This window comes from Arenibacter sp. F26102 (assembly GCF_023015865.1).
In the GTDB taxonomy this organism is placed as follows: Bacteria; Bacteroidota; Bacteroidia; order Flavobacteriales; family Flavobacteriaceae; genus Arenibacter.
In genome coordinates, this window is the sequence record NZ_JALKBC010000009.1 from 166965 (window position 1) to 183063 (window position 16099).

A 16099-nucleotide genomic window follows, 5' to 3' on the forward strand; every position below is an offset into this window, starting at 1 on the left:
TCACAGAATTACCAAAATGATATACTTTTCCATATGCAATTTGAAAATTTTATAGACCATACACTATTAAAACCTACGGCAACAGAGGAAGATATTAGGCTTCTTTGCGCCGAAGCTTTAAATTATAAGTTTTATGCCGTATGTATCAAAGGTTGTTACCTATCCCTTGCAAAAGAATTGTTAAGAGGCACTAAGGTAAAGCTGGTTGCAGTAGTAGGGTTTCCCTTAGGGGCTATGTCCACTAGGGCGAAAGTACAGGAAGCGGAGGATTATATGGAACAAGGAGCCGATGAGCTGGATATGGTCCTAAATATTGGATGGCTTAAATCTGGTAAATTTTCAGTTGTAGAAGATGAAATAACCCAAGTGAAAAAGGTGCTGGGTAGCGATGTATTAAAAGTTATTTTGGAAACCTGTTATTTAACCGAGGAGGAAAAAAGGATGGCCTGTACATTGGCAGTTAATGCCAAGGCTGATTTTGTAAAGACTTCAACCGGTTTTGGTCCCGGAGGGGCAACTCTTGAAGATGTGGTTCTGATGAAGTCAGTGATAAAGAACAAAATCAAAATAAAGGCATCTGGGGGAATTAAAGATGCTGCCACAGCCAAACGATATATAGATTTAGGAGTTTCCCGAATAGGGACATCTTCTGGAGTTGCTATAGTAACGGACCAATAAAGTTGACTTTCCTCTGGAATTGGCTTGAATATAAAAATTGAAGTAAATATGAGCGTACATATTGAAGCGAAAAAGGGTGAAATTACAGAAACTGTATTATTGCCAGGGGATCCGTTAAGGGCTAAATGGATAGCGAATAGCTTTCTTGAAAATCCTATCTGTTATAATCAGGTTCGTGGTATGTTGGGATATACAGGAACCTATAAGGGCAAACGTATTTCGGTTCAGGGAAGCGGTATGGGCATACCTTCTGCTCTGATCTATTATCAGGAGTTAATTAATGATTATGGGGTGAAAAATCTAATTCGCGTAGGTACTGCCGGTTCTTATCAAAAAGAGGTTAAAATACGTGATATCGTATTAGCGATGGCAGCTTCCACCACCTCGGGAATTAATAATTCAAGATTTATTAACGCCGACTATGCCCCAACCGCTGATTTTGACTTGCTTCTTAAGGCTGCACTTTACGCAAAGGAAAAGGGTATTGCCATTAAGGCAGGTAATGTTCTTTCTTCGGATGAATTTTATGAGGATGATCCAAATTCCTATAAATTGTGGGCAAAATTCGGGGTCCTTTGTGTAGAAATGGAGGCGGCCGGATTATATACCATTGCCGCCAAGTTTAATATTAAGGCCCTAACGATATTGACTATTTCGGATTCTTTAGTGACGGGTCAAAAATCAAATTCCATAGAAAGGGAAACCACTTTTCAGGACATGATAGATATTGCCCTTAATATTGCCTAAGGCAGGGAATCGACTATCTATTTTATTGATTCTCCGTACATTAATTATGCCTCTTATTTTAAGGAAAAGGAGAATTTTTGGTCGCCCGATGGGGTATTTCCAGTAAAAACTCAATTTAACTTAGGTTATCAATATTACCAATATGACCAAGATCATTTTACAAACCAAAAGATAAAGCCATTTTTGTATATATCCCAAAATTAAGCAATCATGGCACTCAATTTTAATCAGTATGCAACAGAGGGACATACCTTCTTAAAAGATTACACTAAACAAATGGATATGGGCAAGGATACCGACAAAGCCGGACGGGTTCTTACCTCCATACTCCATGCCTTAAGGGAAATTATTCCGGTTGCAGAATCACTGCAATTTATTGCGCAGTTACCCATGTTTTTAAAAGGGGTCTATGTAACTGGTTGGTCCTTAAAACAAGAAAAACCCAAAATTAAAAACATGCCCGAATTCTTGGACCTGGTTAGACAATTTGACGGACCAGCTGCAGTAAACGATTTTGAATACAGTGATGAAGTGGCAGAAGAATATGTAAACACTACCTTTATTTATTTACGAAAATATGTTTCCCAAGGAGAAATGGCCGACATCCGGGATAGCCTTCCAAAAAATCTTAAAGGAATGATTTTTAATAATTTAATATTCTAATAACCAATATTATGACCTTATACATCGCTCTTTTTATTTATGCCAGTATTTATTCAATAACCTATTTGTTAAAAAAGTATTCCAGAAGAGTTTGAAAAAGTGTGATGCAAATGTTTTAAATTGGACTCTAGTAACCTGAATTATTTCCAAAACCTACCTTATCCCTTAAGATAAATATTTTAATTTAATATTTCATGATATCAAAAACACAGTTGTTTATCGAGTTGTGGGAAGAAGCCAGAACCCGGTTTTCAAATCAATTGTCCAATTTAAAGGAAGACGATTTAAACAAAAAGTTATTGCCGGCCCCCAATAGTATAGGATTTCTTATTCGACATATAGGCGATGTTGAACTACTTTTTGCCAAAAATGTATTTGGAGCGCAGGATATAAAGGTAATTGCAAAAACGGTCATTGCTCAAAAGGATACGGGCGAGTGGACCAATTTGGAGGAATTATTGGAATACGTACAACATTCATTTTTAATGATAAAGACTATAATAGAAAAGCAGGAAGATAAGGATTGGGAAACAACTATTACAACCAAAGAATTTGGAACAAAGACAAAGGCGGAGGCATTTGGAAGAATAGTTTCCCATACCACCTATCATTCTGGTCAAATGGCCATTATTAAGAAATATGGGTCATAGAATTTAGTGGATCTTTTCTACCACCTTCTTTAATTTCTCGCCCACTTCATCCGCTATATTCATTAAATCCAAATTAATTACGGCCTGCATGGATGCCATGGGGTTTACTGCTGCTATTTCCACAAGTCCTGGTTCCTTTTCCATAACAATTACATTACAGGGCAACATGGTACCAATTTTATCTTCGGCCTGTAGTGCTTTGTGGGCAAAGGGAGCGTTACATGCGCCCAGGACCATATAATTATAGAAATCTACGTCCAATTTCTTCTTTAGGGTAGCTTTCATATCTATTTCCGTTAGCACGCCAAAGCCCTCTTCCTGTAGGGCCAATTTTGTTTTTTCCACTGCCTTGTCGAAAGGTATATTTCCAATTGTTTTATTAAAATAATACTCCATAATAATATTTTTATCGGGTTTTTAAAAAACAAGAATAGGAAGCAAAAGCCTCCGGTTTCAAACTTGGTAAATAATATTCAATTTTTTTAATCCATTTAATTCGGTCTATGCCATAAATAAGGTAAAGTGGACCTTTTATATAACAGGGACTCTATATAATAAAAAGGATTGGGATATCTAAATATCCCAATCCTTTATGTCCGGGGCAAGTAGCTCTTTTACACTAATCCAAGTCTTGGACGGCGAGTTGCAATTGCAACATCCGAACAGGGTGTTTGGGCGATTAGGCTCAAGAAGTTACATGGGCTCCGGAGTATAGTCGCTAAGGCATTACTGCTTAGAAACTTTATTTTAATATCTATCAAAGAACTATTGCTTTATAATAATACCAATATATAATTATCATATTGGATTCGGAATGATATATATCAGTTGGGTGTGTTTTTTTTTCGATTTTTAAAAAAGAAAATAGGATTGCTTAATTTCCTGTTTCCTGTTATGTCTCCTATCCTTTTCCCTGGCCCTCGACATTTGTGGTTGGCGGTTCCAGTAATTCAAAGAATTGATCTAGTTTAGGTAAAATAATTATCTCGGTCCTGCGGTTTATGGCTCTACCTTCCGTTGTTGCATTGGTAGTTTTTGGAAGGTATTCAGAACGGCCTCCAGCAGTCATTCTTAGGGGTTGAACAGCAAATTTAGTTTGCATTAATCGTACAATGGACGTTGCCCTTTTTACACTTAAATCCCAGTTATCGACCATGCATTCGGTAGAAATGGGAACATTGTCTGTATGCCCCTCCACCAAAATATCCAGTTCCTTATGGTCATTGATGATCTTGGCAATTTTACCAATAACTTCCTCCGCCCTGTTACTTATGTTGTAACTTCCAGAACGGAAAAGCATCTTGTCTGAAATTGATACATACACCACTCCCTTCTTCACTTCAATGTTAATATCCTCATCTTCAAAATTGTCCAAGGATCTTTTTAAGTTCATCACCAATACTAAATTAATGGAGTCTTTTCGCTGTATGGAACTTGTAAGATCTTTTATGTATTTATTCTGTTCGTTTAGGGCTTCCAAAGATTTTTTAATGCTTTCTGCTCCAGATTTGCTCACAACTGAAAGATCGGAAAGTCTGGCCAACAGGTCCGTATTGGTACTTTTGAAGTATTCCATTTGTTGCTCCAAGGATTTAGATCTGTTTTTCTCATTGGCCAATCCGGCTTCAAGCAAATTATTTTGATTCTTGGTTGTATTTAATTCATTTTCGCAATTTGCGGCCCGATCTTGCATAGCAGTATATTTTTTTTGGCTTACACAAGAAGTAAAAAGGGTAAGTGCTAGGACGTAAAGATGTAGTGGTTTCATTTTTATACGTTATTTGGATGATTCCTATCCAATAAAGAAAGTCACTATTCCAATAATATCAAATGATATTAATCATATCCTATATGGCTGATATTCAATTTTTTGATAAGAGGGATCTGACCATTGCTATGCTCCTTTATTACTGATTATTATTTGGATATATCCTTGTGTTGTACAGCTCCTATTTCTACATGTGCAACTATAACTGACAAAGGTCATAGGGTGGTGTACAGTTAAGGAATAGCTTTATGATTTAAAGTTTTAGGAAAGCATCTAAGCCAGTTCATGAAATAATTGGATGTGCAACGGATTATGATACGATATATATCACAACTAATATTAGGGGTAGAATTTGAATTAAAGGATTATTATGAATAAGGTAAAAAAGTTTTCGCTCATATTTTTATCCATAGTAGTGGTGTTCTTGCTGTTTATGCTTTGGTATCAAAATGAATATGCCATGGACATTGCCGAGGAGTATGAGGTAAATTCTCCCATGGAGAATTCCAAATTACTTATCGCAACACAGGGCAGTACATTTAAAAATACAATTACTACCGCTATTGTGGAGTATTATAAATCGGAGTCTATTTATATTAAAATAATAGATGTTTCGGCATTGGCAGATGTTAATCCTACCAATTACAATGCCCTGTTAATAATCCATACCTGGGAGATGTGGAAACCACCGGCATCTATAAAATCGTTCATGGACAGAACCGTAGACGATAGGGGTAAAATGGTTGTCCTGACAACCTCGGGTGAAGGGACTTACAAAATGGAAGGAATAGACGCAATTACGGGGGAATCCATTTTGGATGAAACTCCCTTGTATGTGGGTAAAATCATTAATGAATTAAATCCGTTAATAAAATTGTATACATCGCAGTAGTTATTTTAAAGTCGGATTCCGGAATGCTAATTAATAAATATGTATAATTTTAAATATTTCAATATCGCCGATTGGTTTTCCTTCTATCGGATTATGGCCGTTCCCATATTACTTGGCCTAATTTGGGTTGGGGAACGTGAATGGTTTAGTTGGATGTTGCTTATAAGTTATAGTACGGATGCAATTGATGGTTTTTTGGCAAGGAGGTTAAAAATTACAAGTGCCAGGGGCTCACAACTCGATTCTCTTGGAGATCAAATAACCTTGATTATTGGGTTGATCGGTCTAGTCTTTTTTGAAAATACTTTTATCAAAGCAAATTATCTTCTAATACTTTTGGCATTTGTCCCATATCTGGTTCAAATGTTTATTGCCTTTGTTAAATATGGAAAGGCAACTGCATTTCATACCTATTTGGCCAAAATTTCGGCCATTACCCAAGGGATTTTTATTTTATGGTTGTTGTTTTTTGGACCAGTTTATTGGTTGTTCTATGTAATGATTGTTTTAGGCGTTTTGGAAACTATTGAGGAAATTACACTTATCTTTATGTATGATCAGTGGGTAGAAGATGTAAAAGGCTATTTCTGGGCACTCAGTGATAAAAGAAGGCCAAAGAATACGAATTCCCAATAGCAAAACTTTTATTAATGCGATCTTACACTTTTTTTGCCATAGTCCTATTATGTTTGGCCATTTTACTAATAGATACCTTAGCTTTCTTCTGGCTTAAATCTATAATGGAACCTATTACTTCTTCCGGTATAAAGAGTAGTATATTCATCGCATTTTGGTTTTTTACCATAGGACTTATTATTTCTATTTTGGTGTTAAAAATCAGATTGGAAAGTATAGCCCCAAAAAGAAAGCAACTGCTTATTTCATCCTTATATGGTTTAACAGTTTCCTCCTTTATTCCCAAATTAATATTTGTTGTGGTTATCTCAATACTCTATTTCTCCAACTTTTTAATTTCGGGCGAGAAATCCTTACTTATCATTCCTGTGGTCGGTGTTTTTTTTGGGTTTTTGCCTTTCTTCGTTATCGTTTATGCCGTTTTTAGAGCGGTATATAGGTTTAAGGTTCACCATGTTAAGATAAAATCCGAATTGCTTCCAAAAAATTTTAGCGGCTTGCGAATAGTTCAAATATCCGATCTTCATTTGGGCAGTTTTAACTATCGCTACCATATACTGGACCGTGCCATTAAAACTATAAACCAATTAAATCCCGATTTTATTTTTTTTACGGGCGATTTGGTGAACAACTATGCATGGGAATTGAATGGTTGGGAGAAGGTTTTAAAGCAGCTTACCGCCAAACAGGGCAAATATTCTGTGCTTGGGAATCATGATTACGGGGATTATAGCAAATGGGAATCTGAGAAAGAAAGGAAAAGCAATTTTGATGATATCAAAGATTTTCAGGCCAAAATAGGTTTTAAGCTTTTGCTGAATGAATCCGAAAGTATTGTAAACAATGGTGAGGAAATTGCAATCGTAGGTGTAGAGAATTGGGGCAATCCACCCTTTAAACAATATGGGGACCTTAAAAAATCCCTGCTGGATGTAAACGGAATAGCGTTTAAAATTTTATTGTCCCACGATCCTTCGCATTGGCGTGGGGAAGTAGTGGAGCAAACCAATATAGCCCTTACACTTTCTGGTCATACACATGGTATGCAGGCCGGGATCAATATCAGAAATAGAAAATGGAGTCCCATAAAGTACAAATACGAACACTGGGCGGGATTATACCGGTTGGGCCAGCAGTATCTTTATGTAAGCCGAGGATTGGGGTGGATGGGATTTCCTGGCCGCTTGGGGATGCGCCCCGAAATCACCTCTATAGAATTGGAGAAGGTGCAATAATGGCATTAAATTCTGTTCGGTACAACTAATAAATAGTTGGGTATAGGAATTTATTCATTGATTTTCTCCTGCTCCTTTTTTTGCTCTTTTTCTTTTTTTTTGAAATATCGCCGAGTTAAGAAATTATGTTTTAAAGCTTCCGTAATTTCATTGAAATTTTTAACCCCTTCCGTAACATTTTCCATGGTAGTTTCCAGTTGCTGTACCAGTAAGGTGTCCGATGACAAATAGTTAATGGCTCCCTTCCCTTTTTTTATATCCATGATTACAGAATTTAAATCCGTGGACATTTTTTCGATTTCGATACTGGAATTTTCCAAATGGGAAATTACATTTCTCATTTTATCCCCGGAAATAGAGTCCTTTAAGAGAACTCCTGCAATACTATTGTCTAAATCGAACTGTTTTACTATTTTGTTCATTTCCCCAATCACTATATTGGCTTCTCTACTGCTAAGTTTCAGGTTGGTAATGGTTTGGTGAAGTTCCGAGGCCATTTGGGAATCGTTCAACAACATGCCAAAGGTTCCTTCGCCCTGTGTCAAGGATCGTGTTACTTTTAACAGGTCTTGTGTCAACAAGGCTGCATTTTCATTTGTTAGGTTTAGGGTGTTTAGCATATCTTGGGTAGCAACCCTGCTATAGGATTGCAATTCATCCCCTGGGCCAATATGGTTTGTTTTCCCTTCCCCAGGTACTATATTGATGAGCATACTGCCCACAAGACCATCGGAACCAATGGTGGCTACAGCATCTTTCTTAATGTGGTCTTGCATTTTTTCCTCAATAATCATTCGGACGCGAATGGTGGTATCGTTTATCATTTCTATTTTATTTACCGTGCCTACATTTATACCTGAAAAGCGCACATTATTCCCATTTTGAAGTCCGTTCGCATTCTTGAATATGGCGCTTATAGGAATGGTTTTACTAAACATATTCTGTCTGTTCCCTATTAAATAGGCCGCTACCACAAGCAAGGCTGTGCCGAGGACAACAAATATCCCTAATTTCAAATTTTCTAATTTTGTCTTTGCCATTATATTATTTTTTAAAAAATGCTTCTACTTTAGAATCGGTAGATTGCGACAATTGTGAATAGGTGCCTTCTGCGTAATTAATACCATCTACCAATAAGATCATCCGCTCCGATATTACTCTGGCGCAATCCACATCATGGGTAATTATTAGGGAGGAAGTACCGTATTTCTTTTGTATGGAACGCATTAGTTCTATAATCTCCTTGGAGGTAATGGGGTCTAAACCACTTGTTGGCTCATCATACAGGATTACCTTTGGTTTTAGGATCAGTGTGCGCGCCAAGGCTACTCTTCTTTTCATTCCTCCTGATAGTTCTACGGGCATTAAATCCATAGTATGGGCCAATCCAACATTTTCCAGTGCTTCCTGAACCAGGGGTTCGGTATCCGCAACCACTCCCAGTTTTTCTTTGTGCCTACGCATTGGAAATTCTAAATTTTCCCGGACCGTCATAGAATCGTACAGCGCACTTCCCTGAAAAAGAAATCCGATATCCGAACGCAATTCGTCCAAAGTTTGCTGATCTAAAGTGTTTATTTCCTTGCCCAATACTTTAACCGTTCCACTATCGGGTTTTTCCAATCCTACAAGGCATTTGATCATTACCGATTTACCGGAGCCCGACTTCCCCATGACCACAAGATTTTCGCCTTCCAACAGGGTCATGTTAAATCCGTTCAATACGTGATTGTCGCCAAAACTTTTATAGAGATCTTTAATCTCTATAACGGCTTTTCCGCCATGGGCAGATTCGTTTGAAGGTGTTATTTGGTCCGGGTCTGTCATATTAAAGTTCATAAAAAATATCGGAAATAAAAACCGCAATAAAATCTACCACAAACAAAAGTAAGGATGCCATGACCACCGCGGTATTGGCCGCTACACCAACACCTGCAGTACCTTTTTTACAATAATATCCTTTATAACAGCCTACCAATCCTATTGTAAATCCAAAAAAGACCGATTTTATGGTGGCCGGTACCAGATCGGCAAAGGATAAAGCATCAAAAACCGTATTAAAGTAGAGTTGAAAGGAAACATCTCCCTTTAAATTCTCTACTAAAGCAGATCCGTATAGAGCTACCAAATCCCCATATATCACCAGAATAGGGAGCATTAAAGTAGTGGCCATTATCCGTGTAATTACCAAATATTTAAAAGGGTTGGTCCCGGAGACTTCCATGGCATCAATTTGCTCTGTTACCCTCATAGAACCTAATTCGGCGCCTATCCCCGATGCAATTCTGCCCGCACAGATAAGTGCCGTAATAACGGGTCCTATTTCCCTTACTATAGAGATACCGACCATATTCGGCATCCAGGAAACCGCTCCAAATTGAATTAATGTGGGCCTTGATTGCAAGGTCAGTACCAGTCCAATGATAAATCCAGTTACCGTTACCAAAACTAGTGACCTGTTCCCCATTTGATAGCATTGGCGTAGCAGCTCCTTAAATTCGAAAGGAGGTTTTAATACCTCCTTAAAAAATCGGGCAGTAAAATATGAGAGATCACCGATCTCTACAAAAAATTCTTTTACCCCTTTAAATAACGTTGATGTATTGTCCATACCCAAATCCTTTTGAAAGGACCTATTTCATCAAAGATAGCATGAAAGCCAAGGGCTTAAAATGAGGAATGTCATGTGGCGGAGTGACCATTGTCATTTTATAATACACATAGCAGCACTAGTTTTGCTTTAATCAAAACCAAGCCAAAGGCAAATGAATAAATCCTATACATTCTTACTATATTTTTTAGTTCTTTTAGGTGTTTCCTGTGGTGTTAAGCGACCCATTTTACCAAAGAATACTTTCATTGAAAAGTCCTATTCCGTATCTCAAAAAGAGAGAGATCAAAATATTATACTTAAGAAAACCATACCCCTAAAGGCGTATGTTACCAGGAATATTACAGTGGATCAATATTTTAAGTTTATGGATTCGTTGGCTAATAAATATGATTCCTTAGTGCCCTATGCTTTATCCGAGCATGTCTTGGTGCGAGCCAATCCATGGATTATGGATACTTTGGCCAATACGGATTATTATAGGCAAATGGCACGGGATTCCTTTGTTTATGACCAACGAAAAATGATTGTTCTCCAGGCTCATGATTCTTTGGTGATACCTGCTGTGGAGGAAGGGCAGAATCTTATAAGGGATATTGAAACTACTCGGATAGACGTAAATATTCCAGAGTACAAGCTTCGTATTTATCAGGATTCCCTGCTGTTGTTTACCTTCCCCATACGGGTAGGACAACATAGAAAAAGATATTTGGTCATGGGGGATCGCGTTACAGATTTAAGGACCAAAACAGGAAAAGGTAAAATAGTAAGGTTGGAAAGGAATCCTAGTTTTTATGATCCCGTGACCGGCAAGCGATTTTATGTAACCAAAAGGGATGATAAAAAAACAACCATAATGCCTGTTATTCCATGGATAGAAACGGAAATAAATGGTATTCGGAATGGGCAAATGATACATCCCACTACCAATCCAGAGACCTTGGGCAAGGCATATTCCAACGGTTGTATAGGTGTTACGGAAGCCGATGCATGGATTATTTATTACCACGCCCCTCTGAATACCCCTGTCCATATACGATATGATCTGACTATTTTGGATGATAATGGTGAAAAACAGGTCCTAGAGGATATCTATGGTTATCAGTAGCCTACCCAAATTATTGGTAAATTACTATTGCTAGTTGTTCGCAGATCATACTTTTTGTTAGTTTGCAGAACAAATAATGGTTTATGAGTAATTTACAAGAATTCCAAAAGTTGGTTATAGCCAATGCCGCTCAGGCAGAAGGGCTTTCCAAAGGGGATATGGCACCTGATTTTTCATTGCTTAATGCCTTAGGCCAAAAAGTATCACTATCTGAAGCGTTAAAATCTGGTATTGTAATCATAAAATTTTATCGTGGTGAATGGTGCCCTATCTGTAATTTAGATCTTAGGGAAATACAGAGTCACTTGCCTCAGATTAGGTCCTTTGGGGCCACCTTATTGGCTATTAGCCCTCAAAGGCCGGATGATGCACTTACAGCCACCCAAAAAAACAAACTTGAATTTGAAGTGCTCAGTGATGCAGATCAAGAAGTGATAAAAGCCTATAATCTACAGTTTGATCCAGGGGAAGATTATCACCAGCGTCGAGATTTAGCGGAATTGAATGGTGAGGGGTTAAAGACCCTACCTGTTCCAGCAACTTTCATAGTCAATACCAACCAGATCATTAAAGCAGCACATGTTGAGGCCAATTATACCGAAAGGATGGGCTCAAAGGAAATAATAGAGGTGCTTAAAGGAATGGAGAAGAAAGCATAACGGTATAGGTCATAACAGTTTCATTGCCATTTACATTCCTATAATTGAGAGGACAAATTTAAGCACAGATCACAGACAATTGTAGTGTTGAGGATTTATAAGATATTGTTAATGGTGAATTAATTTCGTGGTTCCAAACTTCTTTAAGTCAATAATTATAGGCTAATTATGCTAATCTTTGGTTAATAAGGACTATTTAATTGTCTGATAGTTAAGGGTCAACTATTTTTTAAATTGCTTAACTTGTGCTACACCCCTTTAAGAAATTGGATTAGTAGATGAGTTCGGACAAGAATTTGGACAAAGGATTTCACGAAAAATCAATGGGGGGTGCTCTAGTCGAGCAACTTACCAAAGAAATTGAGGTGCACTTAAACAACGATCAATTTGGGGTGGATAGTCTTGCCCAAGCGGTGGGAATGAGCCGTTCTAGTCTACATCGAAAACTGCACAAAATATTAGGTGTCTCTACAAGCCAATTTATCAGGGAATATAGATTAAAGAGGGCTTTGGAGCTGCTAAGAGAGGAAAATGTTACAGCCTCAGAAGTAGCTTATCGGGTGGGTTTCAGTAGTGCCACCTACTTCAGTACCTCTTTCCATAAGTTTTACGGGTACACCCCAGGGGAGGTAAAATCTAGAGACGCCAGTGTGGGCGTTGAGAGTAAGGAACCATCCAATACCGCAACAGGCCAAAGGTTGCTCTCCGATGTGGACCTATCAAAAAAACAAAAAGGAAGCTATAAAAAACCATTGATCTTGTCGGTTTTGTTAGTAGCAATAGTATCAGCAGCCTTATTTCTTAATAGTACTACTTCAAAGAAAAATGTTGAAACCAAAGGCATGGAAAACCTGATTTTAGAAAAATCCATTGCCGTACTGCCCTTTAAGAATTGGACGGGAGATCCAAATCTGGAATATATTAGTGATGGAATGACAGATGCCGTTATCTCTAGACTCACCAAAATTAATTCTATTGATAAAGTTATTCCCTTTACATCTACTATAAAATACAAAGAATCGAATAGGTCTACCCAAGAAATAGCTACAGAATTGGGGGTGACAAACCTCTTGCAGGGCAATCTTCAGATTTCAGGTGACCAAATCAAAATAAACCTGCAAATGATAGACAGTCGTACGAATGATCATTTGTGGTCGGAAGAATACGTAAGGGAATGGAGAAGTGACGAAATTTTTAAAATGCAGACAGAGGTGGTAGAAGGTATTGCCGCCAACATGAATGCTGATATTGCCGAAAATGAGCTTGATAATATTCAAAAAGTGCCTACAAAAAGCAAACAGGCCTACTCCTATTACCTGCAAGCCGAGTTTCAAATGAATAAGGCCAATGAACTATCGTACTCCAATGCTATTGCCTTATATGAAAAAGCTATCGCCATAGACCCTAATTTCGTGGAAGCCTATAGAGGGCAGGCTATAGTATGGAGCTTCGGAGGATTGGTCTGGGGTATATATGATGAACAAGAAGCTTGGAGTAATGCGAAAAAATTACTGGAAAAGGCACTGAAATTAGATCCTACCAATAAGGAAGTGGAAGAAGAATTATACAGCGGGTATTTTTTTTACGATTGGCGTTTTGAAGAGGTAGAGAAATATTACCAACGAATTTTGAAGGATTCCTTCATAGACAATACACCCGCTATCAATGCGGATTATGCTATAAAAACAGGAAGGTATCAAAATGCTCTCAATGCAATGAATGAAGTTATTTTGACCGATTCATCAATTGGCTTTCTTTTCAGCTTCAAGGCAGAAGCCTTGTTTTTTCTTGGAAAAACCGAAGAAGCATTGGAGCTCTTAAACAATACCTATTCTTTACATAGTGATAATTGGTTTTACCTAAGGGAGTCCGCTAAACTTAATTACTATCTAAAGGAATATCAAAATTCAAAAAAACAACTTCATAAATTACTGACCCAATTCCCGGATTATCCACCAATTTTGATGTGGCTTAATGCCGTCTATGCCCAAATGGATGGCAATACTGTAGATGCTTCCAAATATTTGGCGGAGTTGGAAAGCAAGTATGAAAATCGCTCTTCTGGTAGCCCAGCATGGTTTATAGCACTATTTTATAGTACTCAAAAAAATTATGAGAAGACCTTTGAATGGCTACAAAGATCGTACGAGAGGCATGAGGTAGAAATGACATGGTTAAGGGAAGAGCCACTTCTTGCCCCTCTAAGAAGCGATCCACGATACATAAGTCTTTATGATAAAGTTGGATTTTCAGGAATAGGGATACCCATTAAAACTTTTTCAGATAGTAATAGCTCCAACTAAGCATTTCATCATTTTTTAAAGGTTGCGCACCATAATTTAAAGGCCTGACCAAAAAATTAACAAGTTTGCATCATAGCTGTTAAGCAGCGCTTTACGTTTATACCCATCTTTGATAACATCAATTTTGAGGTATAGGATAAATAGTCTGTTGTACGGAAATACTCCCTCCATATGCAGTAATATTGAAACCCTCCCCGTACAGTCTTTTTAACCTTAAAGTAAACTTTAGTTCCCCTTCATAATTAAATTAATTATTCACTTAAAATTAGAATCATGGAATTAAATGAAGCAAAATTAAACGAGTTACTGGGAAAAGTAGTTACTGAAATGGGAGCTGCTGCCAATGGACCCTTAATCTTATTGGGGGATAAATTGGGACTTTTCAAATCATTGGCGGCATCGGGGCCAATGAATTCGACCGAATTGGCCGATGAAACAAATACGGCGGAAAGATATGTCCGCGAATGGCTATCGGCTCAGGCGGCATCGGGGTATGTAAGTTATGATGCCACTACCAGTAGCTTTTCAATGACCCCGGAACAGGCGGCTGTTTTTGGCGATGAAAAAAGTCCTGTATTTATGACCGGGGCATTTTATGCAATTACATCGGTCTACAATGATGCACCCAAGATGGAAAAAGCTTTTAAATCAGGTGAAGGGGTCGCTTGGGGCGATCACAGCACTTGTTTGTTCTGCGGTACCGAAAAATTCTTCAGTCCATCCTATGAGAATAATTTGGTGAATCACTGGATTCCATCTTTGGATGGTGTAGAGGCCAAATTAAAGAATGGGGCCAAGGTAGCGGATATAGGCTGTGGCCATGCCGCGTCTACTATCATTATGGCCAAGGCTTATCCCAATTCCACTTTTATTGGATATGATTATCATCCTAAATCTATAGAACATGCTAGGGAAAGCGCCGCCGCCGCCGGGTTGGACAATATTTCTTTTGAAGTGGCCCTGGCCAAAGATTTTCCAGGCAGCGATTATGATTTTATAGCCTTCTTCGATTGCCTGCATGATATGGGCGATCCCATAGGTGCCTGTGCCCACGTAAAAAAAGCCTTAAAACCGGATGGGACCTGTATGATCGTGGAACCTTTTGCAAATGATACTTTAGAGGAAAACCTAAACCCTGTAGGGAGGGCATTTTATGCATTTTCCACTACACTGTGTACACCCTGTTCCTTAAACCAGGAGGTAGGTCTAGCCCTAGGTGCACAGGCAGGGGAAAAACGCTTACGGGAAGTTGCTACAGCAGGAGGGTTTAGTAGATTTAGAAGGGCTACGGAAACGCCTTTTAATTTGATTTTGGAGGCAAGGGCATAGATCTTTTTATTCTTGCTCTGAGATGCAACCATTTTGATTTTATGCTGAAAAGGAATAAAACAATCCTTATTTGCAAACTGCCGTTTATGGCGATGTGGCCAATTTAACCTTTCACTCGGATTTTCATTTAAAATTTGGAGAGGAACCAGTAATGGTTAATGACCAAATAACCTTGTTATTCGTCAAGACGGATAATGGATGGAAAATGGTTCACGAGCATCATTCACCCTTGGCAAAAGAGGATAGTTAAAAGAGCGCCATAATATTAAATATAGACAAGTGCTTGGGCTATTTCCATTTTATATACCATCTGTACAAACATTTATTCACAACGGTGGGGAATCTATATTTTCATTTCCCCACCTATTATTATAATCTTAAAGGATCCAAAGCACTAACTCAAAGTCGATTACCTCAGAGCAAGCCTGTCTGCCGACAAAGGCAGGCCTGTCTGCCGATAAAGGCAGGCTCATGAGGCATCGGAAGGAAATCACAGATAACATTTCGACAAAACGTCAGGGCCTTCAAATCTCACTTAGTGGGTAAATAATGAAAATTACATACACAATGCGTCAACTCAATTATTATAGTTTAGTAGTGGTTCTTCTGCTTATGGGAGCAGGACAGGTCTTATGTGGACAGAACGCTACGCTGGCAGGCAATGTTTATGATGAAAATAAAGAGGCAATGCCTTTCGCACATGTACTTCTTTTACAACAACAGGATTCTGTTTTGGTGAAGGGCGTAACCACCGATACCATGGGGGGGGTTTGTTGTGGAAGGAATATCAATTGGTAATTATATACTTAATATTTCCCTC

18 protein-coding genes are annotated in these 16099 nt (G+C 38.2%); 13 read left to right on the forward strand and 5 right to left on the reverse strand.

Annotated elements, in window-relative coordinates; translation table 11 throughout:
* Window positions 1-33 precede the first annotated feature (33 nt).
* From deoC to MWU78_RS14260, 4 genes are all read left to right on the forward strand, one after another.
* The gene (gene deoC, locus MWU78_RS14245) at window positions 34-678 is read left to right on the forward strand and encodes a deoxyribose-phosphate aldolase (RefSeq protein ID WP_246998857.1); all 645 of its coding nucleotides are present in this window, start codon (window positions 34-36) and stop codon (window positions 676-678) included.
* A 48-nt stretch (window positions 679-726) separates the two neighbouring features.
* A complete protein-coding gene (deoD, locus tag MWU78_RS14250) occupies window positions 727-1425 on the forward strand; it encodes a purine-nucleoside phosphorylase (protein ID WP_246998859.1) in 699 nt (232 codons plus the stop codon).
* A 210-nt stretch (window positions 1426-1635) separates the two neighbouring features.
* Window positions 1636-2088, forward strand: a complete 453-nt coding sequence (locus MWU78_RS14255) for a DUF2267 domain-containing protein (RefSeq protein ID WP_187581422.1) — start codon at window positions 1636-1638, stop codon at window positions 2086-2088.
* A 194-nt stretch (window positions 2089-2282) separates the two neighbouring features.
* Window positions 2283-2738, forward strand: a complete 456-nt coding sequence (locus tag MWU78_RS14260) for a DinB family protein (RefSeq protein WP_246998861.1) — start codon at window positions 2283-2285, stop codon at window positions 2736-2738.
* Between the two features lie 3 nt (window positions 2739-2741).
* On the opposite strand, the gene MWU78_RS14265 is transcribed toward MWU78_RS14260, so the two are convergent.
* Both MWU78_RS14265 and MWU78_RS14270 read right to left on the reverse strand, forming a co-directional pair.
* Window positions 2742-3134 (reverse strand): DUF302 domain-containing protein, encoded by a 393-nt coding sequence (locus tag MWU78_RS14265; protein ID WP_187581420.1) that lies wholly within the window; start codon window positions 3132-3134, stop codon window positions 2742-2744.
* 505 nt (window positions 3135-3639) lie between these two features.
* Window positions 3640-4506 (reverse strand): OmpA family protein, encoded by an 867-nt coding sequence (locus MWU78_RS14270; RefSeq protein WP_246998863.1) that lies wholly within the window; start codon window positions 4504-4506, stop codon window positions 3640-3642.
* A gap of 370 nt (window positions 4507-4876) precedes the next feature.
* Between MWU78_RS14270 and MWU78_RS14275 the strand changes: the two genes are divergently transcribed.
* The 3 genes from MWU78_RS14275 to MWU78_RS14285 are packed head-to-tail and all read left to right on the forward strand — an operon-like array spanning window position 4877 to window position 7269.
* Window positions 4877-5398: a hypothetical protein gene (locus tag MWU78_RS14275; RefSeq protein ID WP_187581418.1), complete on the forward strand. Its 522-nt coding sequence runs from the start codon at window positions 4877-4879 to the stop codon at window positions 5396-5398.
* Between the two features lie 39 nt (window positions 5399-5437).
* The gene (locus tag MWU78_RS14280; RefSeq protein WP_187581417.1) at window positions 5438-6034 is read left to right on the forward strand and encodes a CDP-alcohol phosphatidyltransferase family protein; all 597 of its coding nucleotides are present in this window, start codon (window positions 5438-5440) and stop codon (window positions 6032-6034) included.
* A 14-nt stretch (window positions 6035-6048) separates the two neighbouring features.
* Window positions 6049-7269: a metallophosphoesterase gene (locus MWU78_RS14285; RefSeq protein ID WP_246998865.1), complete on the forward strand. Its 1221-nt coding sequence runs from the start codon at window positions 6049-6051 to the stop codon at window positions 7267-7269.
* A gap of 50 nt (window positions 7270-7319) precedes the next feature.
* Here MWU78_RS14285 and MWU78_RS14290 read toward each other — a convergent pair whose 3' ends face one another.
* The 3 genes from MWU78_RS14290 to MWU78_RS14300 are packed head-to-tail and all read right to left on the reverse strand — an operon-like array spanning window position 7320 to window position 9880.
* Window positions 7320-8309, reverse strand: a complete 990-nt coding sequence (locus MWU78_RS14290; protein WP_246998867.1) for an MlaD family protein — start codon at window positions 8307-8309, stop codon at window positions 7320-7322.
* A gap of 4 nt (window positions 8310-8313) precedes the next feature.
* Window positions 8314-9096 carry an ATP-binding cassette domain-containing protein gene (locus tag MWU78_RS14295; protein ID WP_246998929.1) on the reverse strand — a complete coding sequence of 261 codons (783 nt, stop codon included), beginning with the start codon at window positions 9094-9096 and terminating at the stop codon, window positions 8314-8316.
* 1 nt (window position 9097) lies between these two features.
* Window positions 9098-9880: an ABC transporter permease gene (locus MWU78_RS14300; RefSeq protein WP_246998870.1), complete on the reverse strand. Its 783-nt coding sequence runs from the start codon at window positions 9878-9880 to the stop codon at window positions 9098-9100.
* A gap of 154 nt (window positions 9881-10034) precedes the next feature.
* Here MWU78_RS14300 and MWU78_RS14305 point away from each other — a divergent pair, with 154 nt between their 5' ends.
* The 6 genes from MWU78_RS14305 to MWU78_RS14330 all read left to right on the forward strand — a co-directional run bounded on the left by MWU78_RS14305 (window position 10035) and on the right by MWU78_RS14330 (window position 16077).
* Window positions 10035-10988, forward strand: a complete 954-nt coding sequence (locus MWU78_RS14305) for a L,D-transpeptidase (protein WP_246998872.1) — start codon at window positions 10035-10037, stop codon at window positions 10986-10988.
* Window positions 10989-11071: 83 nt separating this feature from the next.
* On the forward strand, window positions 11072-11647 hold the full coding sequence (locus tag MWU78_RS14310) for a peroxiredoxin-like family protein (protein ID WP_246998874.1): 576 nt from the start codon (window positions 11072-11074) through the stop codon (window positions 11645-11647).
* Between the two features lie 278 nt (window positions 11648-11925).
* Window positions 11926-13950, forward strand: a complete 2025-nt coding sequence (locus tag MWU78_RS14315; RefSeq protein ID WP_246998877.1) for a helix-turn-helix domain-containing protein — start codon at window positions 11926-11928, stop codon at window positions 13948-13950.
* A gap of 273 nt (window positions 13951-14223) precedes the next feature.
* The gene (locus tag MWU78_RS14320; protein ID WP_246998878.1) at window positions 14224-15279 is read left to right on the forward strand and encodes a class I SAM-dependent methyltransferase; all 1056 of its coding nucleotides are present in this window, start codon (window positions 14224-14226) and stop codon (window positions 15277-15279) included.
* Window positions 15280-15349: 70 nt separating this feature from the next.
* Window positions 15350-15529, forward strand: a complete 180-nt coding sequence (locus MWU78_RS14325; RefSeq protein WP_246998880.1) for a nuclear transport factor 2 family protein — start codon at window positions 15350-15352, stop codon at window positions 15527-15529.
* 299 nt (window positions 15530-15828) lie between these two features.
* A complete protein-coding gene (locus MWU78_RS14330; protein ID WP_246998882.1) occupies window positions 15829-16077 on the forward strand; it encodes a hypothetical protein in 249 nt (82 codons plus the stop codon).
* Window positions 16078-16099: the final 22 nt, after the last annotated feature.

Bases quoted from the DNA above. Each gene is read 5' to 3' on its own strand.
- MWU78_RS14275 (WP_187581418.1), top strand. From the start codon at position 4,877: ATGAATAAGGTAAAAAAGTTTTCGCTCATATTTTTATCCATAGTAGTG.
- MWU78_RS14315 (WP_246998877.1), top strand. From the start codon at position 11,926: ATGAGTTCGGACAAGAATTTGGACAAAGGATTTCACGAAAAATCAATG.
- deoD (WP_246998859.1), top strand. From the start codon at position 727: ATGAGCGTACATATTGAAGCGAAAAAGGGTGAAATTACAGAAACTGTA.
- MWU78_RS14290 (WP_246998867.1), bottom strand. From the start codon at position 8,309: ATGGCAAAGACAAAATTAGAAAATTTGAAATTAGGGATATTTGTTGTC.
- MWU78_RS14310 (WP_246998874.1), top strand. From the start codon at position 11,072: ATGAGTAATTTACAAGAATTCCAAAAGTTGGTTATAGCCAATGCCGCT.
- MWU78_RS14320 (WP_246998878.1), top strand. From the start codon at position 14,224: ATGGAATTAAATGAAGCAAAATTAAACGAGTTACTGGGAAAAGTAGTT.
- MWU78_RS14285 (WP_246998865.1), top strand. From the start codon at position 6,049: ATGCGATCTTACACTTTTTTTGCCATAGTCCTATTATGTTTGGCCATT.
- MWU78_RS14265 (WP_187581420.1), bottom strand. From the start codon at position 3,134: ATGGAGTATTATTTTAATAAAACAATTGGAAATATACCTTTCGACAAG.
- MWU78_RS14305 (WP_246998872.1), top strand. From the start codon at position 10,035: ATGAATAAATCCTATACATTCTTACTATATTTTTTAGTTCTTTTAGGT.
- MWU78_RS14280 (WP_187581417.1), top strand. From the start codon at position 5,438: ATGTATAATTTTAAATATTTCAATATCGCCGATTGGTTTTCCTTCTAT.
- MWU78_RS14295 (WP_246998929.1), bottom strand. From the start codon at position 9,096: ATGACAGACCCGGACCAAATAACACCTTCAAACGAATCTGCCCATGGC.
- MWU78_RS14270 (WP_246998863.1), bottom strand. From the start codon at position 4,506: ATGAAACCACTACATCTTTACGTCCTAGCACTTACCCTTTTTACTTCT.
- MWU78_RS14300 (WP_246998870.1), bottom strand. From the start codon at position 9,880: ATGGACAATACATCAACGTTATTTAAAGGGGTAAAAGAATTTTTTGTA.
- MWU78_RS14255 (WP_187581422.1), top strand. From the start codon at position 1,636: ATGGCACTCAATTTTAATCAGTATGCAACAGAGGGACATACCTTCTTA.
- MWU78_RS14260 (WP_246998861.1), top strand. From the start codon at position 2,283: ATGATATCAAAAACACAGTTGTTTATCGAGTTGTGGGAAGAAGCCAGA.
- MWU78_RS14330 (WP_246998882.1), top strand. From the start codon at position 15,829: ATGAAAATTACATACACAATGCGTCAACTCAATTATTATAGTTTAGTA.
- deoC (WP_246998857.1), top strand. From the start codon at position 34: ATGCAATTTGAAAATTTTATAGACCATACACTATTAAAACCTACGGCA.